Below are 26626 nucleotides of genomic sequence, written 5' to 3' on the forward strand. Positions count from 1 at the left end.
AAGGGGGAGATGTGTGTGAATGTGGAATGAAAAGTGCATAAAAGGCTGATACCGGCTGTGCATAGAGAACGGCGAGAAGATGGTAGGCGCAACGGGGTTGCGATACGGACGGACAATGCTGGCTGCGTGCTCGGGAAAGACATTTCATCAAGCAGGGGCAGTACTGTTTACGATAGTGTGTTCAGGCAAGGAATGACGATGAAGATAGTTTATATTGCTTTTATTGAGCCGAACTATGCGCAGATATTTAAAAAATTTGCAGCGCAGGTTAATGGTCTTGAAAAGGCGGGATATAACATAACGGGGGTTGTGCTCGGATCTAAAGGAGCTGACTACTCCAGAGATAATATTATACACATTGTACATGAGTATGATAAAAAATATTATTTTTCCGCTTGTATAAGTATGTTGGAGGAGTTGTCTCCGGATGTTGTGCTGTTCAGATATCCAGTTGCAGATAAAATGCTTTATGATTTTATGTGCAGTGTGCGATGTAAGGTTGTTTTTGAGCATAATACTATTGAGGTTAACGAAGTTTCCGGCGCATCGCTTGAAGGTGAGTTGGTGTGGGGGGAGAAGTGTTTGAAGCGTGCTTCCGGCATTGTTGGAGTAACCCATCAGATTTTATCACATCAGATTGAACGTAGCGGGGGGGATACGCCTGGGGTTGTTATCCCGAATGGTTGTTCCCCTGAAGGATATTCCCTGTGCCATGGACCGGGAAAACGTGATGAAATACACATCTTTTGTGCGGCCCGGTTTTCCAAGTGGCATGGAATTGACAGGGTTATCCGGGGATTGGCTCACTATCAGTCTGACCCCCGAGTTGTTTTACATATTGCGGGGGACGGTGAAGAGATTTCGTCTTTGCTGCATCTTGCAGAGGATGTGGGGGTGTCGGCCAATGTTGTGTATCATGGCAAGCTTGCCAAAGAAGAGCTTGAGGCGTTGTCCGCAGGGTGCCAGCTGGGGATAGGCAGTCTGGCGTATCATCGGCTTGGTCTTACGGAGATATGCGCCCTTAAGCATCGTGAATATGCGATACAGGGGATTCCGTTTGTGTATGCCGGCAGTGACCCGGATTTTTCCGCTGAGCTGCCATTTGTGCTGAGAACACCGCTGGATGAATCGCCCATTGATATTGCCACGTTGGCAAAATTTGCTGAAAAGGTGAGCATCGCTGCGGGGATACGGGAGCAGGAGAGGGAGTATGCCCTGCATGTTCTCAGCTGGGATAGAAAAGCCGTAAAGCTAGGGGCGTTTTTACAGTCTGTTGCGCACGGCAGCAGTGTTGTCGGGGAGGCGTCTCCCATGGTTTCTGTTGTGCTATCATGCCAAAATGAAAGTATTCATTTTGCTGATGCATACAAAAGTGTTGCTCACCAGACATGGAAAGATTTAGAGATTATTGTTGTTCATGATGGAAACAATGATGAATTGCTGGATACCTATAAAAGTTTGCTTGAAAGATATCCTGATGTCGCATCGCGTATTATTCAGCAAAATGAACCGGGACTTGCCGGGTCATATAATTCAGGAATAGAATCTGCAAAAGGAAAGTGGATTGTACCTTTACAGGCAGATAATTTGATCAGGCCGTTTTTTGTCAGTCTGGCTATGGAACATGTAGTCAGGCGTCCTGAGCTTAATGTGGTCTCCTGTGCGGTGCAGATGTTCGGGCATGAAACTGGTGTGTGGACTCCCAAGCGCTACTCCCCTGATGTTCTTAAAGAGGAAAATACGTTTCCCGGCGCATCATTATTCAGGAAGAGTTTGTGGCAGAGAGCCGGAGGGTATGCATCTGGGCATCCGTGGGGGCTGGAGGAGTGGAATTTCTGGCTCCGGTGCATGCGTGTGGGGCTGGTAGCCAAGCAGCTGCCTGAGCCTGCCGCGCTGGTGCGTACGCATGCCGGCGAGAGCAGGACTGCCCGTCCGGACGTTCGCAGGGAAGAAAGCAGAGCCATGCATCAGACGATGCTGGCGGATATTTACGGCATTTTGCCGGTTATTGATGCCCACACCGTGCTGGCGCGTCTGTCTAAGGAATCCGAGGAGCGCATACGGGAACGGACAGAAGCATGTCCGGACCTGCCTTATCCTTATTTCTGGCTGGGGCTTGCCCACGAAGGGCGTGGCGAACTGCCTGAGGCATTGGGGTATTACCTGAAAGCGGCAGGCGTATCTTCTTTTGAAGAATGGCAGCCATATATGCGGCTTGTTCTGGTGAACCGGCATCTTGGGCGGAAAAAGGCGGAGGAAGCATCTCTTCAGGCACTCATGGAGCGATGCCCTGAGGTGGGAAGGCTGCTTGCCATGGTCGGAAAGACAGTTGACCGTCCCGGAAATGCATAAAGACGCCAGGGGGCAGAGGTGAAGATAGTATCGCTGGTCGGTGCACGGCCACAATTTATCAAAGAAGCCATTCTCAATGCTGAGGTAGTGGCAACGCATGCGTGGACGCATGTTCTTGTGCATTCAGGGCAGCATTACGATGCGCGAATGTCGGATGTTTTTTTTGATGAGCTGGGAATTCCCCCTCCGCAGTATCATCTTGGTGTGGGGTCGGGAAGCCATGCGGAAATGACCGCGGCAATGTTGCTTGGAGCGGAAAGAGTGCTCAAGGCAGAAGCGCCGGATGCCCTGCTTGTCTACGGAGACACGAATACCACGCTGGCCGGGGCGTTGGCCGCTGCCAAGCTGAATATTCCGATTATCCATGTTGAGGCGGGTATCCGGCAGCAGCCGGAAAGCATGCCCGAAGAAATTAACCGGGTGGTTACGGACAGGCTTTCTGCATTGTTATGCTGCTGTTCAACGCTGGCGGCGGAGAATTTGGCGCGGGAGGGCTGTAAGGCGGCGGTTGCGGTGACGGGCGATATAATGTGCGACCTGTATAAACGCATGGAGCCGCGCATTGCTGTTCTGGAACCGTGGCTTCCGCTGGGCGTGTCGCCAGAGAAGTTTATTGTGGCAACCATCCACAGGGATTTTAATACAAACCGCGCAGAACCGCTCAGGGAGATACTGGCAGGACTGAACCGGCTGAGCCGAGAGGCTGCATTGCCCGTTCTGCTCCCGTTGCACCCCGGCACAAGGAAGTGCATTGCCCGGTTTGATCTGGATGGACATGTAGGGGCACTGCAGGTGCTGCCGCCCCTTGGCTATGTGGAACTTATGGCACTGGTCAGGGCATCTGCCTGTGTTGTGACAGACAGTGGCGGATTGCAGAAGGAGGCGTATTACGCCGGACGGCGTGCGGTTGTGATCATGCCCGACACCGGCTGGCGTGAGCTGACGGACTGCGGGTGGAACATTTTGTCAAAACCCGACGCGGGCGAGATTGCTCTTGCAGGGGCAGCGGCTATGCTGCAGGCGCAGTACCCGGAAAACATGTACGGGGCTGGCGATGCTGCACGGAATATTGTGGGTTTTGTGAAAGACAGACTGGGCGGGAAACGATGAACGCGGAACTTCTTGAACAGGCTGTGAAGGGGCTGGAAAGCACCGGGAAGCGGCCGAAGAACCTGCATGCAGCAGTTATTGATTACCTGACAAATACGGGGGAATCGGCTGTTCTTGTTGATTGGCTTATGCAGTCACACCGTTCAGAAGGCTCTGTTAAGGCTCCTGAGCTTGATAAGCCCTTAATCTCTGTTGTTATTCCGTGCTACAACCATGCTGAGTATCTGCCTGATTGCATAAGAAGCGTTGTGAGCCAGTCTTTTTCAGAGCTGGAGATTATTGTCATAAACGACGGGAGTTCTGATAATACGGAGAGTGTGGCAAAGGCGTGCATAGATGCGTATCCGCAGCACAGAATACGGTATTATGCACAGCCCAACTCCGGGCTTGTTGCCTCGCGGAACAAAGGGATAACGCGGGCAAAAGGAGAGTTTATTCTCCCCCTGGACGCCGACGACCTGATTGCTCCGTCGTTTCTGGCACAGACGGTTCCCGTGCTCATGGCGCATGCTCATTTCGGGTATGTGAGCACCAAAGCGCTCTTTTTTGGGGATGTGAACAAGATCTGGCCGGCTCAGGAATTTAATCCGCTGTCGTTTTTCTTCATGAACCAGCAGACGTGCACGACATTATTCAGAAAAAGCATGTGGAGAGAACTGCACGGCTACCGTTCGGAAATGGTGCATGGGTATGAGGATTGGGAGTTTTGGATTCGTGCCACGCAACAGGGCTGGGCAGGAGCACAGATTGCTGAGCCGCTGTTTTTTTACCGCCGGAAGAAACAGTCTATGCTGATGGATTCCCGCAGCAAAGACGTTATGATCAAGGAACAGATCGTTCGCCTGAACCCCGCTGTCTATGATGCGTCTATTCTGCCGCAGGTACAGGACGAACTGACGCGTCCCAACTGGATTCCGCCCCGGCTCATCCGTGAGAATATTGCCATTCGCAGGCGGCAGGCAGCGGGAGAAGAACCGCTGAACCACAATGGGATTGCGGCGCAGCAGGAAGCATTGGCTGAGAGGGTGCGCAAGGCGATAGCCTACATTGTTCCGGAGATTGCCCCGTACATAGCGCAGGCAAAGCCGGCGGGGGCTGCTGATGCTTTTGCCGCACTTGCCCGGCAGATTATTGCCCGCACCCATAAGTTTTTTGAGCTTCAGAGTCCTGAGCGTGCCGTTGAAATGGCGGCAATACTGCTTGCCCAGTATCCGCTGGAAAAACTGGCGGTAACACATGCCATGCAAACGCTTGCCCGGGCAGGGAACATTGCGCCGGCACACGCACTGGGCGGCTTTTACCTGTCACTGTGGCACTGGGACAGGGATATCCTTGAGTTTTTTTCGCAACTGTTCAGCATTCAGGCAAGTATTGCAGAATCCCCGGCTCAGAAGCTGGGGCTGTATGAAGGGGCGGCCCTGTTTGCGCCCCACTCCTCACGGGCGTTCGGTGAACTGTATGCGTTTGAAGTGCAGGCGGGCATGCTGTCTGTTGCAGAGCGGACGCTGTGTCAGGCCATGGGCTTTTCTCATACCCTTACCGACCTTGCTGCCCCTTCTGCACCTGCCCCATGTTCCGCCACCCGGAATACGGCCCGCGAGCGGAAGCACATATGGTACGTCGCAGACGGATTTGGTGCCTCGAACAGCGGAGTGAACGGCGTGACTCAGGCAAGGTTTATGACCTTGGCTTCCCTGCTCTACAACGATGATCTTTGCGATATAACAATTATCACCCCCATGGATCTGGGGCTGCCCGGCGCCATTGCCGAATTTGCCCGTCATTGCCACGCCCTGAGAGACAAGCAGAATCCGCCATGGCCCGAATGGATACCCACGGTGCGCAGAAATGCTCATTCTGCTATGGGGATTACCGAGCAGTCCTTCATGCAGGGGGAATGGCTTCCCTGCAGGCTGCCCGGCAGCAAGCCGGACCTGATCATCATTGAAGGAGTGAGGAGGCTGCCCCATGATTATCTGCAGGAGCTGGGGCTGCCCTTTGCGTGTCCGACAGTCTATATGAACCACAACTCCCCGTTCCACTTCGCCGCCGATATTACGGACGACAGTTCTCTTGCCGCGATGGTGGATGCCTTGCGAAACTACACCGTGAATATCTGTGTGGCTGAAAACGTGACAAAGGAGTGGCAGGCTATTCCGGAGCTTGCACACAACAAGTCGCTGACCATTCACAATTGCATCCGGGAAGATGAGGCGGCCGAGGTTGCCGCCAAGTCTGCAGCGCAAACCCGTGCAAAGCTTGGCCTGCCGGAGAATGCCTTTTTGATCATATGTCTTGCGAGCATTCAGGTGCGCAAGGGGCAAGATATTCTTCTTGATGCCATGGGCGCAATAGTTGCGGAAATTCCTGACGCGCAGCTTCTTCTGGTGGGGCCGGTGCTTCCCGGTTTCGGAGGGGAGGGCATTGTGCAGCAGGCGCAGCGTTCACCGCATGCAGACCGGATTCATATTCTGGGCCCCCGTGACAATGCGCTGGAGTATCTCTACGCCGCTGACCTGTCTGTGCTCCCTTCACGGGGAGAGGCCCTGCCGCTCTCCATACTTGAAGGAATGGTGCTTGGCACTCCGTGTGTGGCTTCTGATGTAAACGGGATCCCTGAGCTTGTTGTCCATGGAGAGACGGGCTACATGTTCCCGCTTGCTCAGCCCCATATGCTCGCGGAGTATGTGATTGCCCTTGCAAGAGATTCTGCAAGCCTTGCATCTATGGCTGAAAAAGGGCGGGAGCGGTATTGGAAGCATTTTTCACGCGAAAAGCATGTGCAAAGATGGCGTGAAGTGCTCATGGAGATCTTTGCTTGTCATAGTTCCGACGCAGAATCCCATCAGAGGGATTGTGCGCAGCCGGATGCAAAGGATTTTTCTGCGCGTTTGCATCGCTGACGGGCGGGTGCGGGCGTACTACATACTTTTTGATCTCATGGCGTGTACTGCATGCAGGTGCAGTCTGAAGGACAAAGAACGCGATACGACAGAGAGGCTCACATGATTTCTATTCACCCCACTGCCTGCGTTGATGAGGATGTGACTATCGGCGAAGGCTGCCGCGTCTGGCATTTTTCGCACATCCTTTCAGGAAGCCGCATCGGAGAGAACTGCAATATAGGGCAGAATGTGGTTATCGGCCCGCGGGTGCAGATAGGCAGCGGGTGTAAGATTCAGAATAATGTGAGTGTTTACAGCGGAGTGACGCTGGAAGATGATGTTTTTTGCGGACCAAGCATGGTGTTTACCAATGTCTGGAATCCGCGGGCGCATATCCGCCGGATGGACGAGATGCGGCCCACCCTTGTGCGCAAAGGGGCGAGTCTGGGAGCCAACTGCACCATTGTCTGCGGGGTGACCATTGGGCGATACGCATTGGTGGGGGCAGGGGCGGTGATAACAAAAGATATTCCTGACCATGCGCTTGTGTATGGGAATCCCGGCCGGCACAAGGGATGGGTTTGCGAGTGCGGGGAAAAACTGGACACTAAGCTTGTTTGCCCGGTATGTAACTTGCATTTTAGAATGCGTGAAGCTGGGGAACATCATGGTCTGGAGGGTATTTGAGTATGGAGTTCATCGATCTTAGTCGCCAGCAGAAGCGCATTGCAGAAGCCATACGGCTCCGGACAGAGGCGGTGTTTTCCCATGGGCATTATATCATGGGGCCTGAGGTGAAGGAGCTTGAGTCCCGATTGGCAGAGTATGCGGGAAGCAGGCACTGCCTGTCGTGTTCATCCGGCAGTGACGCGCTGCTCATGCTGCTTATGGCGTGGGAAGTGGGGCCCGGAGACGCGGTTTTTGTTCCGGCATTTACTTTTTTTGCCACGGCGGAGATGCCCGCCCTGCTGGGCGCAACCCCCATTTTTGTGGACATAGACCCGGTAACGTTCAACATGGACCCTGCCTGCCTTGCCCGCGCGGTGCAGGCGGTGAAATTACAGGATGTGTCATTGCATCCGCTGCCCCCTGCGGCATTGGAAGCGGCGCCGTTGCGTGCCCGGTGTGTTATTCCCGTTGACCTGTTCGGGCAGGCTGCCGCGTATGAGCAGATTCTGCCCCTTGCCGAATCAGAAGGTCTGCTGGTGCTGGAAGACGGCGCACAGGCATTTGGCGGAACATGGATGGGGAAGCGCGTGTGCGGTCTTGGTTGTCACGGCGCGGCCACATCGTTCTTTCCGGCAAAGCCGCTGGGGTGCTATGGGGACGGAGGGGCCATTTTCACCGATGACGATGCCCTTGCCGCTGAACTTGCTTCTGTGCGCGTTCATGGCAAGGGAACGGATAAGTATGACAATCGCCGTATAGGCATCAATGGCAGGCTGGACACGATGCAGGCTGCCATTTTGCTGCCCAAGCTGGATATTTTTGCAGAAGAGCTGGAGCGCAGGGAACAGGTTGCGGCGTGGTATGCCCGGGGGCTTTCGGACGCTTGCGGCGTAACTGTGCCACGATTGGCAGGCGGGAGGACAAGCGTGTTCGCCCAGTATACCATACGTGTGCCACAGGGGCGGAGTGATCTGGCCAGTGCTTTGAAAGAGCAGGGTATTCCTACCAATATCTATTATCCCAAGCCGTTGCATGTGCAGGGAGCCTTTGCGGAGCACGGACTTGCCGCCGATGCGTTTCCTGTGGCGGCGCAAAGTTGCGAAGAGGTGCTCTCGCTGCCTTTCCATCCCTACATGGAAAGGGACGAGGTGGAGCGTGTGTGTGCTGTTATTTCGGACCATTGTAGTTAGCTGGAGGGGCGTATGCTGTACCAGAATATCAAGAACCGGAAGATCAAGGTGGCGCTGGTGGGCTGTGGGCGCATTGCGGGTAAGCACTTTGAAGCAATTGCGGCGCACTCTGAAGATTTGGAATTGGTGGCCGTGTGCGACGACAATCTGGAAACGCTTGAGGCCTATGCCCGGAAGTATCAGGCCCGGCCTTATGGCAGCTACGCCAGATTGGTGGCGGAATGTGACTGCGATATGGTGATCTTGTGCACGCCTTCCGGTTTGCATTCGCAGCAGACCATAGAGGCGGCGAGGCACAGGAAGCATGTCATGAGCGAAAAGCCCATGGCGACACGCTGGAAAGATGGTCTTGCCATGGTGCAGGCCTGCGATGAGGCGCGCGTGCGGCTTTTCATCGTGAAACAGAACCGCCGGAACGCCACAATTCAGTTGCTCAAGCGGGCAATAGACGAAAAGCGTTTCGGGCGCATTTATATGGTGCAGGTAAACGTGTTCTGGACACGGCCGCAGGCATATTATGATTCTGCCAAGTGGCGCGGCACGTGGGAAATGGACGGCGGGGCCTTTATGAATCAGGCCAGCCACTATATTGATCTGCTGGACTGGCTTATCGGGCCGGTGGCGGATGTGCAGGCCATGACCGGATCGCTTGCGCGGGACATTGAAGTGGAAGATTCCGGGGTAATTAACGTGCGCTGGCGTACCGGAGCACTGGGCTCCGTGGCCGTTTCCATGCTGACCTATCCCAAGAACCTTGAAGGCTCCATCACCATTATCGGGGAGAAGGGCACGGCGCGCATAGGCGGCGTGGCTGTGAACGAGGTGCAGCTGTGGGATTTTGCCGAACCCCGTGACTATGATGCCGACCTGTCCAGTGCCTCGTATGAGACGACATCTGTGTACGGCTTCGGACACCCTTTGTACTACAAGAATGTTGTTGATACGCTGCGCGGGAATGCGGAACCGGAAACCGACGGCAGAGAAGGCCTGAAGTCGCTGGAAGTGCTTATTGCCGCCTACATATCCGCCCGTGACAGAAGAACGATTTCTCTGCCGCTGGAGTATTGATTCTGCGAGTGTGGCCCGGACATGGGGGAAGTGTAAAAACCCCCACGTTGGTCTTGGATGAACAGAGAGATGTTCAGGGATATATTGCCAAGTGCTCAGTCGAAGGAACGTTTGCCATGATATATTGGTTTAATCCACAGTCCATACAGCTTGGAATGCGTGTTGAGCTGCCGATAGGCAGACGGGAAGAGCTTATACTCGATGGAGACTGGGATAAGGATGTGATGCCCTTTGAGAAATCTGTTAATTTTTATGGATCGTTCAAGCAGCGTCTTTCAGGAGTCCCCTGGGAGGAAACGGAATATTTTAAGAAAAATGTGGATCAGATTGAATCCGGAATGACCAAATGGGGCTGTAAAGACAGAGAGGAGTTTCTTACCAGGTGCTACAGTCTGGAAAAGGTATACGTTTCCATAAAAGACAATGGGTATATTCAAATAGGAGACGTAGATTGCATATCCATTGCATTGGATAGATATGGGAGGCCACTTTTCTGCAATGGCCGGCACAGGCTTTCGATTGCCAAATTGCTCAACTTGCCCTCCGTTCCGGTACGAATACTTGCTCGTCACCGGAATTGGGTTGATTTTTGTAACAAGGTGGATGCGTACGCCCAGAGTACGGTTGGAAAGGTTTATGCCCCTTTGGCCCATCCGGATTTGATAGACAGGGGCGCCCTGCACAAGGCGCGAACGCAGCATATCATTGAGAACATGCTTCCGTCCTCGCAGACGGTGATGGATATAGGCTCACACTGGGGCTATCTTCCGACTCTCATTGAGCAGACGGGAAGGCACTGTGTGGCTGTGGAGCAAAGCCAGCGGTTTCTCTATTTCATGAACGGGTTGCGTAAGGCGAATGGTCTTTCTTTTGATGTGGTTTCTGAAGATGTGTTTCGCTACGTGGGCACGGGGAAAAAGTTTGATACCGTGCTGGCCCTTGCCATTTTTCATCACTTTTTGAAAACCGAAGAGCAGCACGAAGCCCTGCGGACGATGCTGCGCAACCTTGAAATGGAAGAACTCTTCCTTTTAACACACGCCCATAATGAAGCGCAAATGCGCGGTGCTTACGTAAATTATGCCCCGGAAGAGTTTGCTCAGTTCATTGTGGACAATTCCTGTCTGGACTGGATTGTACCACTGGCCTCATTTGACGGGCGAGTTCTGTATCGCATAGGAAAGAAGGCGAATGAACATACCTATCTTAAGTATGATGATGATTTTAAGATTGTTTTTTTTGCGTTTGCCAATGGAAATACGCCGCATATATTAGACAAGGTAAACGGACAGTTTAAAGGACTTCGATCCTGCCATCCCAACAGCATGTGCGTGGTTATGGGAGAAGGAAGCGATGACGTGGATGTCTCGCGCTACGACTTTAATTATATAGATTTGCGTCATATTCCAGACGGCTGTCAGAATAAGGGGTCCATTGCGGTGACTCTTTTGCGCAAGCTCGCGCCGGATGTGGTGTATATGCGTTATTCCGTTGCAGATGAGCACCTTGTTTTACTATGCCGTTCCATTCCTAACATAATTCTTGAGCATCAGACAAAAGAGCTGGACGAGTTGATTCATCTCGACAAAGATCTGTACCTTCGCGAGCTTGCAATGGGAACGCCTTGCCTGCACCGTGCGGCGGGAATTGTTGGGGTGACACCGGAAATTGCCCGCTATGAGCGGGCACGTTCTGGAGGACGAGTCACTACACGGGCGATGGGCAACGGTATCGCCCCGGATGCGCATCCCCTTTCCAAGCGCCCCAAGCCTGCCGGACGGATAGAGGGGCTTGTGGTGGCCGAATTCCGTTACTGGCACGGGCTTGACAGGCTAATCGCCGGATTTGCAGCCGCCCCCTCTGTCGCACGGAAGATGCTGATTCATGTTGTCGGGTCTGGAGCCGCTCTGGAAGGATACCGAGACCAGATATGTGCCTGCGGACTTGAAGATTGCTTTGTGTTTCATGGCGCACTGACGCCGGAGCAGGTTGATCCTTTGGCAGACAGGTGCGCCTTTGCTGTTGGGGTGCTGGCTCCGGGACGCAAGCGACTTACGGAGACTGCGGCGTTGCAGCATCGGGAATACGCCTTGAGGGGGCTGCCTTTTCTATTCGCCGGGAGCGATGTTGATTTTTTAGCCCGACAGCCATTTTGTCATGTAATTCCCGATGATGAAAGTCCTGTCGACATGTTGGCTATGCTTGGCTTCGCAAAGCAAGCATTACAGAAGCCCGCATTGCGGCTGCATGCCAGAGAGTACGCTCTGCAAAATTTGGATTGGGCGGTGAAGATGCAAATTCCGGTCTCCTTGTGCCGATACGTTATGGCAAAGAATCATTCCCCAAGGCAGAGCGTTGCCGACGGTACAACAGGAAACCGCCTGCAAGATTCCTAGCGGTTGCGGTTAGGGTGATGATACCGCGCATCAGGGGCGGGGGTCATCCTCGCATGCGCGCAAAAGAACCGTGCACACGTGGTCTATCTGCTCTTCGCTCATGCCGTGGAAGACAGGAAGCGTTATCGACAGATCCTCGCTGCGCATGGCAACCGGAAAAGCCGCTGCGGACAAGCCGTATTTGTTTGCATAGTAGGTAAGCCTGGGTATGGCCTGTGTTCCCGGGCGGCTTTCTATGGACGCCTGTTGCAGGGTATCCATGATTCTGTTGCGTTTTTCCACTGTTGCGTCCTTAAGGCACACGACGTAGGACTGCCAGGTGTGCGCTGCCAATGGCGCGGCCTGTGGCAACCGCAGGCTTTGGCAGGAGCACAGGCGCTTGCTGTAACACAGGGCAATGCGTTGCCGTTCCTGAAGAATATTTTTCATCTTGCGCAGCTGGGCTACGCCCACGGCAGCCTGAATGTCTGACATGCGGTAATTGTAGCCGCATTCTGCTATTTCGGGCATTTGCCAACTGTGGGACATGTGGGACAGCGGCTGAGGAGTGATGCCGTGATTTCGCAGCACCTTGATTTTGTAAGCGATTTCTTCTGAGTTGGTGGTTACCATCCCACCTTCGCCGGTGGTGATGACTTTGCGGGGATGGAACGAAAAGCAGCCCACGTCTCCCGCTGCTCCTGCATTTTCCCCTGCCCGGCTGGCACCGGCAGCGCAGGCGGCATCTTCGATGACGCACAGGGTATGCCGCGCCGCTATCTCGCGTATACGAGGCATGTCTGCCATTGCTCCGAAGAGATGCACCGCTATGACAGCCTTTGTTCTGTGGGTAATCAGATCGCCGAGCAGGTCTGCGTTGATGTTGAAATCGTGGGGGGCAATATCAGCAAAAACCGGTTTTGCCCCGACATATTCCACGGCATTGGCGGTGGAAACCCAGCTGAAGGCGGGCACGATGACTTCATCCCCTGCGGAAACGCCGGCCGCCACAAGGGCAAGGTGCAGAGCCGTGGTGCACGAGGTGACGGCGAAGGCGTGACGGACACCGTGCATCTGTGCAAAAGACTCCTCGAATTCGCGCACAAAGGGCCCCTGAGTCACATGCCCGGACCGCAGGCACTGTTCGACGCAGGCGAGTTCGTTTTCGTCGAAGACGGGGCGTATAAGCGGAAAATCTGCCATGGCTATTTCATCTTGCTGTAATGTTCTGCCGTGCGCAAAATGCCTTCTTCCAGATCAACCTGCGCTTCAAATCCCAGAATATCCCGCGCCTTGTCCACGCAAGGGATGCGGAGTTCGATATCCACGCTGGGGGCGGGGGCGAACTGAATATTTGACTTGGAGTTAAGGACGCGGATGACCGTGTTGGCCAGACCGTAGATGGTCTGGATACTGCGCGCGTTGCCGATGTTGAAGGATTCGCCTACGGCGGCATCGTTTTCTATGCAGCGCATGGTGCCTTCCACCATGTCGTCCAGATAGCACCATGCGCGGATCTGGGTGCCTTCTCCGAAGACGGTGATGGGTTCGTTGGCTAGAGCCTTTTGAACGAAGATTTTCAGGGCGCCCTCGCCAATCTGGCCGGGACCGTAGATATTAAACGGCCTTACCACGCAGGTTGGGACGTTGAACTCCCTGTAGTAGGCAACCGCAAGATGCTCTTCCGCGAGCTTGCTGACGGCATATGTCCAGCGCGCCTGACCGGAGGCACCTATGACGCTCTGGTCATTTTCTTTGGACGTAAGGGCGCAGGAGCCGAAGACCTCGCTTGTTGAGAAGCACACTACCCGCTTGCAGCCGGGGTTTTCTACTGCCGCCTTGAGCACGTTGGCGGAGCCGATGAAGTTGACCTCCATGGTGCGGGTGGGCTTGAGGCAGACGGTGCGTATACCGGCTATGCCGGCGCAGTGGATGATGTAGTCCGCATCCTGCGCTGCCCGGGCCACGTCTTCGTAATTCAGTACGTCGCCTTTGACCACAGTGATGTTAGGGTGCTGCGAATACTCTTTCTGCCCCAGAGAGTCTCTTGAAAAGTTATCCAGAACAACAACCTGGTTGTCTTTTACCAGACGACCGACCAGAGATGATCCGATAAAGCCTGCACCGCCAGTAATGCATATTCTTTTGCCTGTGATCATAATAGTCCTACACTGTTCTGCCGTACGTTGCTTTTTTTCCCGTGAGAACCCAAGGTCCTTCTTCCTGCAAGGAGTTGTTGTCCCATCGGGGCACCTCTGTATTCTCCGTCGGTGATACCAAACCGGCGGCGACCAATCGTGTTACGTCCGTGGACTCGTGCGTTCCATGGTTCAAAAATATTAGCCTTGTCATTTCACGAAGATATTCAGGGCAAGGCTCGTGGGCAATGGCATCTGCATTGGCGGTGAAAAGGACGGGGTATAGGTCGCAGTCGTTTTTTCCCGCTCTTTCAATGCTTTGCAGCATGTATTCCGCGACACTTGCCGGGCTGCCATACCCATCGTTTATATATTCCCGCGCGGAGGCGGCAAGCCGTATCCGTAACGGCAGGTCTTGTATGACCTGCCGCACCGTCTCTTTGATGGTGGATACGGAAATATGGGTAACGGGCCTGTTGCGGGGCAGAGGCGATGCCGCATCTTTGTGGCCCCCCAGCACAACACACCCGCTGGCCATGCCTTCATAAGCCAGCGTGCCGCACCCGCAGGACAACTGATCAATTAAAATATCTGCTTCTGCAAGCTCCGCGCGAATGACTTCATGCGGCATATTCCTGAGCACCTTGAGATGGAAATGTACCCCGTCATCCCGCAGTTGCTGCAGGCAGTCCAGAATAATGTCTGACCGCTTGAAGCGCATGTTGGAAGGGGCGTGAACGATGACAGGAGCTTGTCTGCGCGGTACCTTGAAAGAGAAATCGCGCACATCGAAAATCGGCCCGGTCTGAAAGTAGGGACGTATTCCCAGTGTCTGGCTGGGCGGCCCGCTGATTATGGAATCGGCATACATTTCTGCCATACGGGTTGTATGCAGCTTGTTTGCAAACGTGGGGTGATATCTGTCCAGGCCGAAGACGTTATATTCGGAGGAGCAGTCTGCGGGCGGAGTTTGCCTGTCCTGTTCGTAGTTCGGATATTCGCTGCCGTGGGCCTGCCAGAAAATCTGTGCAAGTTCCGTATCTCTGACCTCGGACCCGCACTGCCTTGCAATGACGGTTTTTCCCAGCGATTTGAGAACGGGAAGGTCTACCATTCTCGGGAACAGTGATGTACCGGCCATAAATATGAAAATGTCGTACCGCTTAACAAAATTTGCAAACGCTTTTGTTGTTTTTATCCCAACCCGACCGTTTGATTTTGGGAAGAAGGATGTCTGTTCAAGAAATGGCAGATCATCATAGGTGTATTCCATTTCCCTGTAAAACGCGTTTCTGCCGTTGCGCAGGACAACACTGTCTGCCTCGTAGCCGAGCTCCCGGAATCCCCTAGTGAGATTGTAGGTGTATTTTGCTATTTCGGCACAGCCGATGAGTATTTTGGGGGGCATATCGTGTTATCTGCCGTATGGCCGTTTATTTGATGAGCAGGGCAACCCACGTCTTAAGCAGGCCTTCTTCGTAGTCGGGAGCGGGGTCTGCGGCCTCCGGCCGACCGAAAAAGCTTTGGAGCCGCCACAGGCAATTGCTGTATCCGGCATGTTTTGCGGTTTCGAGAAATTCTTCCGGATAATGGCAGGACCATTTATTGGTTTCCGGCATGATGGCGGCCTGTGCTGCCGCCTGCTGCTGCCGGGACAGGTCCAGTCCGAGCTGGCTGGCACAGAGGCAGAGGTGGCGCAGGCAATGCGTGCCCACCAGCTGCTTTAATTCCGGCGAATAGGCGCGCACAACCTCTGCCATTCGGGTGGGAACAGTTTCCATGATGCGGTCAAGAATTTCTGCCCGATCTGTGCGTAGGATGTTCTGATGGTCCTCTGCGGACGTAAGATAGTTCTGTAGTACCTGCGTGCCCCCTACCCTTCTGTGGAAGGTGTTCCAGAGCAGGCGGGAATAATTTTCTGCGTTCATGCCTTTTTTGATTATGGCATGTTGATAGAAGCCGTCTCCGTTCACAGTGATAAGCACGGTCGCGTTTTTTTGTGCATACCGATTGAACAGCACCAGCACCCTGTCGTGCTCCACAAGATGGATGACGCCACGGGCGCAGATAACATTGAAGAGTTCTTTTTCAAAAAGTTTATCCTCAAGACTGCCCGGCACAAACGAGATGTTGTCTATCTGAAGTGCATGGGCCACACGGATTCCTGTATCCAGAGCTTTCTGGTTTGTGTCCATGCAGACCGCATGGGTAAACCGCTCACTCGCGGGAAAGCACAGGTTCCCTGCGCCGCCGCCAGCATCCAGCAGTGTGCCTCCTGTGAGGCCCAGCGCGTGTATTACATCGGAAAAATAGGAAATCTTTTCTCTGTCGAACTGGGTCTTGTAGTAATTGTCCAGATCCAGAGATTCTGTTTGTACGCAGGTTTTGCCGATTCTCCGAACCTCCTGCTCAAGGGGCTTGTTTGCCTCCTCATCAAGAAGTTCCGTCAGGGGAACCACCGCAACCTGTCCCGCAGTCTGCATTTCTGCCAGCAGAGCCAGTGCAGCCATGCCGTCGCGGCGGAGTAATGGAGCGGTCGCGCCATCGTTCTCCTTGCCTCTGGTGCCCCAATGCGTGAAGAATACTACGTTCTGCTCGTTGGCAATTGCCTGCTCAAGAGACCGGCGGGTGATGAGCTCATGCATGGTCCATGCATTTGTCGTCCATGATGGTGCATATCGGGTGAAGGTTTGAATCGCATCTCCTGAAGGCGTCCGCTCCGGTACGATGGTGCGGTACGGCTCCTGAAGGGTGTGGCGCAGACGGTGGGAGAGCCAGAAATATTCCACGCCGTAGTCTTTTATCGCATCCAGAATGTAGTGCTCGGAGTAGGGCAGGTCGCCTTGCTGGTAGGTGCGCGACCCCTGCCCGGCAATATTGTGAACGTGGTTGCTGCTTCCGTGATTGGACCAGATGCGTATGTGTATGCCGTGCGAGTCCAGATAATCCAGAGCCCGTTTTATGTCGTCGATTGCGGGGTAGAGTGGGGTGCGTCCATAGGCACCTATGCCATGGAGCGTATCTATGCGCCCTTCTTTAAGCGCACCGAGAAGGTTGTCGTGGTTTGTCCCTTTCCGGGCTGTGGATTCCCTGAACAGAGCCATATCCGAATCTTCAGGGGAGAACAGCCAGAACGAATCCCCTGCAGGCAGACCCAGAGTCTCCAGCACGCCATGCACATACTGGTAGCCAGCCCATGTCATCTGGTCACAATCGTTCGCGAACGCAATCTTTATCATTCTGCTCTCCCAAAAAGCGTTACTCCGGGTAACGGTGCTCCGGTTGACCCGGTTAATCAGGTTGGCCCGGTTGATTCGGGACATGCACAGCAACCGCGTAGGCCTTCATTTTTTCTTGAACGGCTTGCCAGTAGACAGGGCTGATTGCCAGAGCGAGGTCTGTGACGTTCATCTTCTTCATATCTTCCGGGCCGATGACCGGAATCGTATCAATATCTCTTCCCCACACGTTTGGATTCTCATCCACGAAACAAGCAATGTCTGGTTTGCAATCGAGCAGTAGATGCGCCATGGACCCTATGGGGGATGTGCCGAAGACAGCAGCTCTGCCTCCCTTTTTCCGGGCGGAGAAGACCGCCTGCCGCACGCATTCTATGGTGCTGATGGCTGTCTGCTCGCATGCTTCAGCCACTCGCAGGGCTTGTGCCACGCATTCGGCAGAGGGCATCTGGCTTCGTTCCTGAAGCGACTGTGCCTGATAGAACATGACTCCGTCATTGTTTTCCGCAAATGTTCCGAAACCGGCTGCGGCGCTTAATGCTTTAAGCAGAGAAGGTGTCAGCTTGTTGATGTGGTCGGCGCAGAAGAGATCGCCCGGCAATTTTTCGAAGTTCGGGTGCTGCATCAGCAGCACACCGTCTTCTGTAAGGTGGCTGCGTATCCATTCCAGCGCATGCAGGGGGTTGGCGACGTGTTCCAGCACGGATGTGACCACGATCATATCGAACGTGGCATCGGTATCTACAAGATAATACGGAGTGTTGTACGCGGCGTGCAGCGTAACTTGCTGCCGGAGGGATGAGAAGCCGTCTCCGGGTTCTATGGCGGTTATCTCCCAGCGGGGATACCGCGCCTGAAAACAGGCAAGAAAGGCTCCGGTTCCCGCGCCGAAATCCAGCAGGCGTCCGAATTCCGGGGGCTGGTACAGATCGAGGAAGGTATCAAGGGCCTTTTGATGGCTGCTTACCACCGTTCCGGAAGAAAAGTTAAGCAGCTGGGGTTTGGGTTTCCATGTGGCGTTGCTGTATACCTGCTCTTCAATGCCCCTGACGCCCCGGGCGTTGAAAATGCACCCGCAGGCGGTGCAGACCCGGTTGTCCAGCACCACGTCGTCTAGGAAGAACATTTGTGACGTTATGCACCGCCCGGCATACTCCGGATACAGCTTCCGGTATTGGAAAGCGCCGCACACCGGACAGGCAACAGGGGTTTCTGCCTTAAGGTTCATGGTTAAACCTACTTCGCTGCAGTTTTGGAGTTATCTACCCAACTGCCCTGAATATCTTCGATATTGCTGTAGATGGACCAGCAACGCATGCAGCCGTAGTACGCGCCGTGTTTGCGCAGAGTGATCCGTTGCTCCCGCATGGTTTTGCCGTTCCAGATATCAAGCAGAGAATGCTCCATGACGTTGCCCAAGGAAGGGAGGATGCACTGCGGAAGCGGCTTGATATGCCCTTCAGGATTAATAAACAGGGTATGCCAGTGGGTTTCGCACCGGCTGGACGGATAGACGCCCGCCTCGTCCGAGAGACAGAAGTCCAGATTGGGGGCTGTAAAATCCGGGCGGAAGTTGATACGCGCGCCCCGAGAGATGTAGCGATCTTCAATATATGCCTTTTGCTTGAGGAGAACGGCGGGTTCGATCTTGCTCAGGTCTACATACTGGGCGCTGGTTTCTTCTACGGTTGCTCCGCTTATCTCCGCGTGATGTTCATTGTGCATCTGCACCATTTTTTTGGAAATGTAGTTGAACATGTAGACCCCGATGAACATCTCATCAAGAAGGCCAAGCCGGTCAAGATCATCGATAAAGGCACCGAGATGCTGGTAGTTTTTATCGTTGACCGTGAAGTAGCACCCGAGTTGCATATCAAGGCCGCGTTCCCGGCGCATGTCTGCAAGCATTCTCAGGCCGGTGGTGATCTGTTTGTACGCTCCCTTCACGCCGCACAGGGAATCGTGCACGGCTTCCGGGCCGTCCAGAGAAACACGCAGGGCATCAATTTCCAGCGCTGCCAGACGGTCTGCAAACTTGGGAAGCAACAGGCCATTGGTGAGCATGGAGAAGGGCAGATTCTTCTCTTTGGTGTACTCGATAAAGGGGATTAGCTGGGAATAGAGCAGGGACTCCATCCAGGGGATGCGGATGGTGGGCCTGTACCATGCGGATTCGTCAATAACCCTTTTGCACACGTCGAGCGGCAGCTCCAGCTTGGCGCGTGGGTTGATGACGTTATGCAGCACCTTGGTGTTGCTGCTTCCTTCTTCTTCTGCTCTGCCGTGGCTTAAGTCGCAATACGAGCACTTAAGGTTGCAGCGGTTGTTTACGCAGAAATTGATCGTGTGCGGAGGGAGAGAATACCCGTCTTCGCTGGTCTCGTACACGGAGGATTGAAGAAGGTGCAGTGCCCTGCTTGTTTTGTAAAGAGGGACGCCAAGACCGTGCATATAGTTCACATAATTAGCATAGGCGTTCCGGGCGCGGGTTCCGCTCTCGGTCAATCCGGAATCTGTGAGCCATTCTTGGGGAGACGTACTTTGAAACATCCTCTTCTCCTGCTTCAGCAACTGTTACCTAGGTTCTGCTCTTCCGGAAGAAAGGTTTCCTCCAGCCGGCGCATAACTATTCCCTGATTGTACGCAAAGCGGACAGGTATATCCTCATTCAACACGTGCCGCCTGATCAGGCAGTCCGGCTCGTTGAAGCCGACCAGTGCCCTGAGCGAGGTGGTGCCGGAAAAGCGGGGGTTAATTTCAAACACCCACACTTTGTTGTCAAAATAACGACACTGAATGTTCAGTGGTCCAGCAGAGCCGATTGACGTTGCAATCTCTTCACATGTGGCGGTCACTTCAGGATAGGGGCCGATAGCTCCCTGGGAAATGCCGCTGCTGATAACCAGCATGTCTCCAAGCTCTCTGCGTTCTGTTCTGTTCGGCACCCTCAGCCTGCGGCTCAGCGCTAAATTCAGGTTTCTGTGCACCGCAATGGAGTTCAGAAATGTGCCGTTCATATCGCTGAGTATGCCCACGGTGTACTCGCCTGCCGCCGTGCCTACATACTCCTGCGCGATGAACTCCGGATAAGTCTTTAGCAAAAAACGTGCAAAAAGACTCGCTTCTTCTTTGTTCTGGACGATTACGGTGTCAACTGATCCTCCTCCGCCCGTAGAGGGCTTGAACACCACAGGATAGCTAGCAAAACTTGCCGCCTGTTCTTCGCTGCGCACGCGCACGTACCATGGCACGCAAAAACCCTTGCCGGAAAGCATTTCAAATGTGGCCACCTTGTCCAGACAGGCGGTGATGACCCCGGAAGGGTTTATGGGCAGGAAAATGCCCATGTCGCGGAACACGTTCCTGTTCCGGCTTATTTCCACCAGCTCCGCTTCCGACCCCGGAAACAGGGCCTGAACCCTATGTTTTTTGCACAGGCTCACCAATTGTTCGATGTAGTCCGCCGCCCTGGCCGGCGGGAGCGTTGCGGGTACGTTTACCAGTCCGAATCCCGTACTGTGTGGGCACGAGTCTGTGCCGATGATATGATACGGAGTTTGTGCAGCGCGCAGTGCCTTGACAATCTGCTCGCCGATGGAGGCACCGCCGACTCCGGTGACGCAAACGGGGATAGGGGAGATCATGGAAACTCCTTTATTGTGCCAGCAAAGGCTGGGGGGCGTCTGTCAAGGCATGCCCGGACGAGCGGGTGTGCCTGTTGTCGTAACCGATCGGAACAGGCAAACGGAAGGCGGATAATCTCTGCCGACAGAGAGGGCAGGTCCAGAATAGCCAGCGAGAGCAGGTCGCCCCTGTCTCTGGGAAGACCGCAGGAGCCCGGATTAAGCAGCAGGGCGCGTTCCGTATGGTGCAAATGCGGCCTGTGCGTGTGTCCTGTCAGAATGCAATCCACATCCTTGTCGGAGACCAAGTCGCCAATGTCATGTCCGTAGCCTTCCAGCGGGGCACCTGGGGTGCCGTGCACGAGCAGCAGGCGGACCCCCGCAATCTCCAGCGTGCGTTCCGGACCGACCCGTTCTATATGCCGCTGCCACGACCCGGAAACAGGTGTGCCAATGCGTTTCAGTCCATAGAGGGCATCCTTATCGGGAGGAAGAGGAAGTCTGCCCAGAAGCATGGCGTCGTGATTGCCCATGACGCATTGGGCATTGTGACGCATAAGCAGGCGGGTTACGGCACCGGCATGAGGGAAGTAGCCTACGGCATCTCCCAGAAAGAGCACGCTGTCGACAGAGCGGGTCTGCATATAGCGCAGGCACTGCATCAGCGCGGCAATGTTGCCGTGCGCATCGCTGATAACTCCTAACCTGATGGCCTGCACCATACGAGCAACCGTGCCTTGTTGACGGACTGTATCCTGTTTACGGCATGACGGGTAAATTTCTATGGCCGAACGTCTGCGATAAAGGATTGGACGGGAGAGGTACCGCCTGAGCTGGCGGTGTTATTCCGCTTACTGCCCCGCGATGCCTGAAGAGCGCACGCGGCAATCCGGTTCATGGCGTTCATCCGGTCAATCCGCTACGCCGTCTGGAAGGTGCGGCGTGCGGAGAGCCAGTCTTCTTCGAAATCCACCTCTATGCATTTATGCACGGAGATGTCCACGGGTCTGAAGAGGACGTTTTCGCCGATGATGATTTCCATGCCCTTTTCAAAGTAGTCGTTATCATCGCAGCGGCGCAGGGCTTCCACAAACCGGGGGAGGTCGTGCCTGCCGATGACGTTTATGCCTACTGCTTCGCCTGCCGCATCGGGCACCTGTTTGGAGATGGTGGCCACGAAGCCCTGTGCGTTGAGGGTGTATTTCACCTCTTCTTCTCCGCATTTCTTGGTGTCCACGCAGATGAGGTTGCAGATGCGGTTGTTGTCCTTCTGCGCCAGCACATCATGCAGGACGGCTTTTTCGAACACCACATCTCCGTTTACCCAGAGAATGTCGTCATCCAGATCCTGCAGGGCACAGAGCAGGCTCTTGGACGTGTTGGTGATGTAGTAGTTGGGATTGTAACGATAGTAGACATCGGGGAACTGCTCCATGATCAGCGTCATCTTGAAGCCCACGACGATGATGATTTCCCGGATGCCTGCCTCTTTGAGCAGCCGAATCTGGCGGCCCATGATGCTCTCCCCGTAGGGCAGCACGGAAAGCGACTTGGGGTAGGGGCGGCTGAGCCTGCTTCCTATGCCTGCGGCCAGTATGACAGCTTTCATGCGGTTTCTCCCTGCTTAGAGTCAGCGTAAAGCCAGTTTAGAGCCAGTTTAGAGCCAATTTATAGGTAATTGGAAACGATATGCGCGCCCAGCCGTTCTGCGGCGCGGCCGTCGTGGTGCGTGAACGCCTTGTCCCGCAGTGCACGGCGGGGGCCTGAAAAATCGTCTCTGCCCTGCACCAGAACCTCTTCAAGGGCGGTGTAGAGATCATCTTCGCTTACAGCCTTGCGCCCGGGGGTCATGGAATCGTAATCGAACAGCAGTTCCCTGTTTCTGGTGGTATATGCTTCGTAATCGTACGGGTAGAAGATGAGGGGGCGGTCCAGCAGCAGGAAGTCGAAATAGATGGAAGAGTAGTCGGTAAGCAGGGCATCGCACAGGCTCAGAAGGGGGTAGGCGTCGCTCTTGGGGGCCACGAGGCGCAGGTTGGGGTGCACGTAGGCGCCGGTTCCTTCCACATAGGGGTGGAACTTGCACAGGAACAGGATGTTGTGCCTGTGGCAGAAGGCTGCGAGGCGGCCGGGGTGTATGGCACCGTCTGCAAAAGGATCGCCGCCGATGTCGCGGAACGTGGGCATGAAGAACAGGGTTTTTCCCCCCTGCTTGCGGAATTTGACCAGTTCTGCGTAGAGGTCGCTGTCTGCGTTGATCATGTCGTATTTGGAGGGGCGTCGCTGCAACATGTCGTTGCGGGGGTAGCCGCATTCCACGAAATGGCGGGCGCGGAACGCCTTGGAAAAGGCGTGTTCCGTGAAATAGGGCGAGGTGGACACCACCGCCTCGTATCCCGAATAGGCTTTGGTGAGTTTTTCTGCCTTTTCCGGGGTCATGTTCACTGAGGAGCGGATTTCCGGAAAGCCGATGGCCTTGAGCGGAATGCCGTGCCACAGCTGGATGACCTTGGCGTTTTCGAGCAGGGCGCAGAGGGATTCGTGCTGCTTCCACTCGAAGTCGTCGCATATGACGAGACTGGCCATGGCCATGACCGGGCCTGCATCCGGGGAAAAGGCCCACATGACGGGAAGGCCGCTTGTGGCCAGCTGGGCTGCGTCTTCCCTTTCAAAGGCCATATAGACGCACTGCAACTGGGGCTGCTTCTGCACGCAGTGCAGGAAGAAGTATTTCACGTTGTCGATGAACGTGTTGCCGGATTTGCCGAAGAAGACGACCAGATTATTCTGCTTGGGGATGGCGGCCGCCATTCTGGCGATATGTTCAAGTTCTGGATTCTGCATGGTTCGTGAGTGTGCTGCTGGCTTAGGGTTGCTGTCTGCCGTCCGGTGTCAATAATTCAGCCGGAGCGGCGGGCCTGCCATGACTATGCAATATTCGGGCAAATGTTGTGTGCCATGTGGCGGCGTTGTGTGCAAGCCGTACGGCTGAGCCGCGTGTAATAGGGACGGCGTGCCGTGTGCAATGAGAACGGCGGTGCCGTGTGCGGGCATCTCTCCCGCAGGGTTGCAAAGCCGTTGCCCGTTGTGCGGCTTCGCGCTATTCTTGTCGGCATGCCCGTATATACTGCCGCACACGTCCGTTTTCGGCTCTGCTCCGCCCCGTATGAGGAGCATGCCGCATGAATGCCGTATTCAAGCTGCTCATGGCGCTGGTGGTTCCCGTGCTTCTGCTGGCGGGGGCCTTCTTTCTGGCCGCAGACCTTGCCCGTCTGCCCGATGCTTTGCGGCCGCTTTTGCCCTGGCTGCCCTACATTTTCTGCTTTTCCGGCGCGGCACTGGCGTGGAGGTTCAAGCGCAGCCGCAGTGTGTTTCTGCTTCTGCTGCTGGCCGGGGGCTGCTGGATAACCACCAGCTTTCTGCCGGAAGCCACGGCGGCGGTGCTGAACGTGCAGCTGGGATATGCGGCCACCTGTTTTCTGCTGCCGCTGAACTTCGGGATTCTGCAATTTCTGGAAGACAGGGGCGTGCTCACGGGCTGGGGCATGCTACACTTCGGGGCCATTTTCGCGCAGGCCGTGGGTGTGCTGGTGCTTATGGCATCCGCAAGCCTGTTTGCTCCGCAGTTTGCGGCAACGGTGCTGGGCAGGGCGCAGGACATTGTTTACCTGCGCCTGCTGCCGGAATGGTTTGATGCGTGGACCTTTATTCCGCAGGCGGCACTGCTGCTGGCCCTTGTGGTGGTTCTGGGCCTGCTGGTGCATCTGGCTTTGGCACCCATGGCCCGGGATGCCATGCACGGGGCGCTTATCACCACCATTGTCTGCGCCATGGCGGGGCTGCACCATGTGGCGCAGAGCGGGCAGGCTGCCGTGTTCTTCAGCGCCGGGGCCATTATCGTAACGCTTTCGCTGTTTCAGGAGTCTTACTCCATGGCCTTTGCGGACGAGCTGACGGGCCTGCCCGCCAGACGCGCGCTTATGGCGGACTGCAAGAAGCTGGGCCGCAAGTACGCCATTGCCATGTGTGACATAGACCACTTTAAGAAATTTAACGACACCTACGGGCATGACGTGGGAGACGATGTGCTGCGCATGGTGGCGGGGCATCTTGCGCGGGTGACGGGTGGGGGCCGGGCCTACCGTTACGGGGGCGAGGAGTTTACGGTGCTGTTTCCCAAAGCCACGGCGGCGGAGGCGGTGCCGCATCTGGATGCCCTGCGGCAGTCCATTGCCGGTGCCGAGTTCCGCATCCGCGGCCCGTTGCCCAAGAAGGCACGGGGAAAGAGCGTGGTTTCCGTGACCATGTCCGTAGGAGTGGCGGAACGCACGGACGAGGCGGCCACGACAGAAGCGGTGATAAAACGCGCCGACAACGCCCTGTACAAGGCCAAGAAGGCAGGAAGGAACAAGGTGGTGGCGGGGTGAGGTTTTTTCTGTTTTGAGGATGGTCCGGCAGAAGCCCGAAAGAAACACCCCCGCACGGTATTCATGCGGGGGTGTGTTGTTTGTACTGCGTGCAGCCTGGCCCGGCCGTATGGACCAAAACGTATGGCCAAAGTCAGGTGGCCAGCGCGCGGAACGGGAATGCCGCCCGTTCTTATTTCATCAAACCTGCCACGTGGTCTGCGCCTGCCTGCAGGGCGTCTGCGTTTTTGGCGATGAGGTGGCTGTAGTGGGCGCTGATGACGGAGGAAAGGGAGGCCTTTACCACGTCCAGCGGCACCACGCCCGTGGCCTGCACGTAGGCACCGAGGGCTACCATGTTGGCCATACGGGTGTTGCCCAGCGTGTCTGCTATTTCATTGGCGGGCACGGCGAAGCTCTTTACGCGGGGGTCGGCCTGCGCCGCGTCCACCAGCGAGGAGTTCAGAATCTGCACGCCGCCGTCCAGCATGCGGGGCTGGAACTTGTCCATGGAGGGCTGGTTCATCACGATGAGCGATTTGGGCCGCTGGATGATGGGTGAACCTATGTCTTCCGAAGAGATGACCACGGTGCAGTTGGCGGTGCCGCCGCGCATTTCCGGGCCGTATACGGGGATGTAGGTTACTTCCAGTCCCGCTTCCATGCCCGCGTACGCGAGCAGGTTGCCGATGAGCATGACGCCCTGTCCGCCGAATCCGGCGATGATAACGTCCTGATAGAGGCTCATTATTTGACCTCCTTAGCGGATTTTCCGGCGGATTCGGAAAGGTCGGCTTCCGGCATGCATTCGCGTGCGCCTTCTGCCGTTACATCCTTGAATACGGCCAGCGGGAAGTAGGGGATCATTTCCTCGGTGATGCGCTTGTTGGCGGCAACGGCGTCCATGCGCCAGTTGGTGGGGCAGCCGGAGAGCAGCTCCACGAAACCGAAGCCGATGCCCTGCTGCTGCACCTCGAACGCCTTGCGGATGGCCTTTTTGGCGCGGCGGATGTTCTTTACGCTGTCCAGCGAGGCGCGTTCGCAGTAGGCGGTGCCGCCCAGACCGCCGATGATCTCACTCATGCGGATGGGCGCGCCTTCGCGGTCTGCGCAGCGTCCGCCGGGACAGGTGGTGGTCTTCTGCCCGATGAGGGTGGTGGGAGCCATCTGCCCGCCGGTCATGCCGTAGACGGTGTTGTTGACGAACACCACGGAGATGCGCTCGCCCCGGTTGGCAGCGTGCACTATCTCTGCCATGCCGATGGAGGCGAGGTCGCCGTCGCCCTGATAGGTGAACACGAACTTATCCTTGCGGGCGCGCTTGAGCCCCGTGGCAACGGCGGGGGCGCGTCCGTGGGGCGCTTCCACCGCGTCTACGTTCAGGTAGTTGTAGATGAACACGGAACAGCCGATGGAGCCCACGCACAGCGTGTCATCCACAAGGCCCATTTCCGTCAGCACCTCGCCCACAAGGCGGTGCGCAATGCCGTGATGGCAGCCGGGGCAGTAATGGGTTGCCCGGTCTATCATGATTTCGGGAGCCTGAAAGACTATCTGTTCTGCTGACATGG

At 55.4% G+C, this 26626-nt stretch carries 20 protein-coding genes; 8 read left to right on the forward strand and 12 right to left on the reverse strand.

What is annotated here, in order from left to right; translation table 11 throughout:
- Positions 1-198: 198 nt before the first annotated feature.
- The 7 genes from HUV26_RS16020 (at position 199) to HUV26_RS16050 (ending at position 11670) form a co-directional block, all read left to right on the forward strand.
- Entirely contained in the window at positions 199-2352 is a 2154-nt protein-coding gene (locus HUV26_RS16020) for a glycosyltransferase (protein ID WP_174411147.1), read from the forward strand.
- An 18-nt stretch (positions 2353-2370) separates the two neighbouring features.
- Positions 2371-3462 (forward strand): non-hydrolyzing UDP-N-acetylglucosamine 2-epimerase, encoded by a 1092-nt coding sequence (gene wecB / locus HUV26_RS16025; protein WP_174411148.1) that lies wholly within the window; start codon positions 2371-2373, stop codon positions 3460-3462.
- Positions 3459-6365, forward strand: a complete 2907-nt coding sequence (locus tag HUV26_RS16030; RefSeq protein ID WP_174411149.1) for a glycosyltransferase — start codon at positions 3459-3461, stop codon at positions 6363-6365. Before wecB ends, HUV26_RS16030 begins: the two co-directional genes overlap by 4 nt.
- 102 nt (positions 6366-6467) lie before the next feature.
- The gene (locus tag HUV26_RS16035) at positions 6468-7034 is read left to right on the forward strand and encodes an acyltransferase (protein ID WP_174411150.1); all 567 of its coding nucleotides are present in this window, start codon (positions 6468-6470) and stop codon (positions 7032-7034) included.
- 2 nt (positions 7035-7036) lie between these two features.
- Entirely contained in the window at positions 7037-8206 is a 1170-nt protein-coding gene (locus tag HUV26_RS16040) for a DegT/DnrJ/EryC1/StrS family aminotransferase (protein WP_174411151.1), read from the forward strand.
- A 12-nt stretch (positions 8207-8218) separates the two neighbouring features.
- A complete protein-coding gene (locus HUV26_RS16045; RefSeq protein ID WP_205245167.1) occupies positions 8219-9274 on the forward strand; it encodes a Gfo/Idh/MocA family protein in 1056 nt (351 codons plus the stop codon).
- 116 nt (positions 9275-9390) lie between these two features.
- On the forward strand, positions 9391-11670 hold the full coding sequence (locus HUV26_RS16050; RefSeq protein WP_174411152.1) for a methyltransferase domain-containing protein: 2280 nt from the start codon (positions 9391-9393) through the stop codon (positions 11668-11670).
- A 30-nt stretch (positions 11671-11700) separates the two neighbouring features.
- On the opposite strand, the gene HUV26_RS16055 is transcribed toward HUV26_RS16050, so the two are convergent.
- From HUV26_RS16055 to HUV26_RS16100, 10 genes are all read right to left on the reverse strand, one after another.
- Entirely contained in the window at positions 11701-12852 is a 1152-nt protein-coding gene (locus tag HUV26_RS16055) for a DegT/DnrJ/EryC1/StrS family aminotransferase (RefSeq protein WP_174411153.1), read from the reverse strand.
- A 2-nt stretch (positions 12853-12854) separates the two neighbouring features.
- Positions 12855-13808 (reverse strand): NAD-dependent epimerase/dehydratase family protein, encoded by a 954-nt coding sequence (locus HUV26_RS16060; protein WP_174411154.1) that lies wholly within the window; start codon positions 13806-13808, stop codon positions 12855-12857.
- Positions 13809-13815: 7 nt separating this feature from the next.
- A complete protein-coding gene (locus HUV26_RS16065; RefSeq protein ID WP_174411155.1) occupies positions 13816-14901 on the reverse strand; it encodes a glycosyltransferase in 1086 nt (361 codons plus the stop codon).
- Positions 14902-15220: 319 nt separating this feature from the next.
- The gene (locus HUV26_RS16070; protein ID WP_174411156.1) at positions 15221-17026 is read right to left on the reverse strand and encodes a class I SAM-dependent methyltransferase; all 1806 of its coding nucleotides are present in this window, start codon (positions 17024-17026) and stop codon (positions 15221-15223) included.
- A gap of 52 nt (positions 17027-17078) precedes the next feature.
- Positions 17079-18254, reverse strand: coding sequence for a class I SAM-dependent methyltransferase (locus HUV26_RS16075; RefSeq protein WP_205245168.1), 1176 nt, complete (start codon positions 18252-18254; stop codon positions 17079-17081).
- A gap of 8 nt (positions 18255-18262) precedes the next feature.
- The gene (locus HUV26_RS16080) at positions 18263-19576 is read right to left on the reverse strand and encodes a radical SAM protein (RefSeq protein ID WP_174411158.1); all 1314 of its coding nucleotides are present in this window, start codon (positions 19574-19576) and stop codon (positions 18263-18265) included.
- A gap of 14 nt (positions 19577-19590) precedes the next feature.
- On the reverse strand, positions 19591-20670 hold the full coding sequence (locus HUV26_RS16085) for an ATP-grasp domain-containing protein (RefSeq protein ID WP_205245169.1): 1080 nt from the start codon (positions 20668-20670) through the stop codon (positions 19591-19593).
- Positions 20667-21371 carry a metallophosphoesterase family protein gene (locus HUV26_RS16090; RefSeq protein ID WP_174411159.1) on the reverse strand — a complete coding sequence of 235 codons (705 nt, stop codon included), beginning with the start codon at positions 21369-21371 and terminating at the stop codon, positions 20667-20669. The genes HUV26_RS16085 and HUV26_RS16090 overlap by 4 nt, the downstream gene beginning before the upstream one ends.
- A 197-nt stretch (positions 21372-21568) precedes the next feature.
- Entirely contained in the window at positions 21569-22258 is a 690-nt protein-coding gene (locus tag HUV26_RS16095) for a phosphocholine cytidylyltransferase family protein (RefSeq protein WP_174411160.1), read from the reverse strand.
- 59 nt (positions 22259-22317) lie between these two features.
- Positions 22318-23493, reverse strand: a complete 1176-nt coding sequence (locus HUV26_RS16100) for a CDP-glycerol glycerophosphotransferase family protein (RefSeq protein WP_174411161.1) — start codon at positions 23491-23493, stop codon at positions 22318-22320.
- 338 nt (positions 23494-23831) lie between these two features.
- On the opposite strand from HUV26_RS16100, the gene HUV26_RS16105 reads away from it, so the two are divergent.
- Positions 23832-25076 carry a GGDEF domain-containing protein gene (locus tag HUV26_RS16105; protein WP_174411162.1) on the forward strand — a complete coding sequence of 415 codons (1245 nt, stop codon included), beginning with the start codon at positions 23832-23834 and terminating at the stop codon, positions 25074-25076.
- A 172-nt stretch (positions 25077-25248) separates the two neighbouring features.
- On the opposite strand, the gene HUV26_RS16110 is transcribed toward HUV26_RS16105, so the two are convergent.
- Entirely contained in the window at positions 25249-25803 is a 555-nt protein-coding gene (locus tag HUV26_RS16110; RefSeq protein ID WP_174411163.1) for a 2-oxoacid:ferredoxin oxidoreductase subunit gamma family protein, read from the reverse strand.
- Positions 25803-26624, reverse strand: a complete 822-nt coding sequence (locus HUV26_RS16115; RefSeq protein WP_174411164.1) for a thiamine pyrophosphate-dependent enzyme — start codon at positions 26622-26624, stop codon at positions 25803-25805. Before HUV26_RS16115 ends, HUV26_RS16110 begins: the two co-directional genes overlap by 1 nt.
- Positions 26625-26626: the final 2 nt, after the last annotated feature.

The sequence above is a fragment of the Desulfovibrio psychrotolerans genome, from assembly GCF_013340305.1.
GTDB lineage: Bacteria > Desulfobacterota > Desulfovibrionia > Desulfovibrionales > Desulfovibrionaceae > Halodesulfovibrio > Halodesulfovibrio psychrotolerans.

Bases quoted from the DNA above. Each gene is read 5' to 3' on its own strand.
- HUV26_RS16020 (WP_174411147.1), top strand. From the start codon at position 199: ATGAAGATAGTTTATATTGCTTTTATTGAGCCGAACTATGCGCAGATA.
- HUV26_RS16030 (WP_174411149.1), top strand. From the start codon at position 3,459: ATGAACGCGGAACTTCTTGAACAGGCTGTGAAGGGGCTGGAAAGCACC.
- HUV26_RS16035 (WP_174411150.1), top strand. From the start codon at position 6,468: ATGATTTCTATTCACCCCACTGCCTGCGTTGATGAGGATGTGACTATC.
- HUV26_RS16040 (WP_174411151.1), top strand. From the start codon at position 7,037: ATGGAGTTCATCGATCTTAGTCGCCAGCAGAAGCGCATTGCAGAAGCC.
- HUV26_RS16045 (WP_205245167.1), top strand. From the start codon at position 8,219: ATGCTGTACCAGAATATCAAGAACCGGAAGATCAAGGTGGCGCTGGTG.
- HUV26_RS16050 (WP_174411152.1), top strand. From the start codon at position 9,391: ATGATATATTGGTTTAATCCACAGTCCATACAGCTTGGAATGCGTGTT.
- HUV26_RS16055 (WP_174411153.1), bottom strand. From the start codon at position 12,852: ATGGCAGATTTTCCGCTTATACGCCCCGTCTTCGACGAAAACGAACTC.
- HUV26_RS16060 (WP_174411154.1), bottom strand. From the start codon at position 13,808: ATGATCACAGGCAAAAGAATATGCATTACTGGCGGTGCAGGCTTTATC.
- HUV26_RS16065 (WP_174411155.1), bottom strand. From the start codon at position 14,901: ATGGTAGACCTTCCCGTTCTCAAATCGCTGGGAAAAACCGTCATTGCA.
- HUV26_RS16070 (WP_174411156.1), bottom strand. From the start codon at position 17,026: ATGATAAAGATTGCGTTCGCGAACGATTGTGACCAGATGACATGGGCT.
- HUV26_RS16075 (WP_205245168.1), bottom strand. From the start codon at position 18,254: ATGAACCTTAAGGCAGAAACCCCTGTTGCCTGTCCGGTGTGCGGCGCT.
- HUV26_RS16080 (WP_174411158.1), bottom strand. From the start codon at position 19,576: ATGTTTCAAAGTACGTCTCCCCAAGAATGGCTCACAGATTCCGGATTG.
- HUV26_RS16085 (WP_205245169.1), bottom strand. From the start codon at position 20,670: ATGATCTCCCCTATCCCCGTTTGCGTCACCGGAGTCGGCGGTGCCTCC.
- HUV26_RS16090 (WP_174411159.1), bottom strand. From the start codon at position 21,371: ATGGTGCAGGCCATCAGGTTAGGAGTTATCAGCGATGCGCACGGCAAC.
- HUV26_RS16095 (WP_174411160.1), bottom strand. From the start codon at position 22,258: ATGAAAGCTGTCATACTGGCCGCAGGCATAGGAAGCAGGCTCAGCCGC.
- HUV26_RS16100 (WP_174411161.1), bottom strand. From the start codon at position 23,493: ATGCAGAATCCAGAACTTGAACATATCGCCAGAATGGCGGCCGCCATC.
- HUV26_RS16105 (WP_174411162.1), top strand. From the start codon at position 23,832: ATGAATGCCGTATTCAAGCTGCTCATGGCGCTGGTGGTTCCCGTGCTT.
- HUV26_RS16110 (WP_174411163.1), bottom strand. From the start codon at position 25,803: ATGAGCCTCTATCAGGACGTTATCATCGCCGGATTCGGCGGACAGGGC.
- HUV26_RS16115 (WP_174411164.1), bottom strand. From the start codon at position 26,624: ATGTCAGCAGAACAGATAGTCTTTCAGGCTCCCGAAATCATGATAGAC.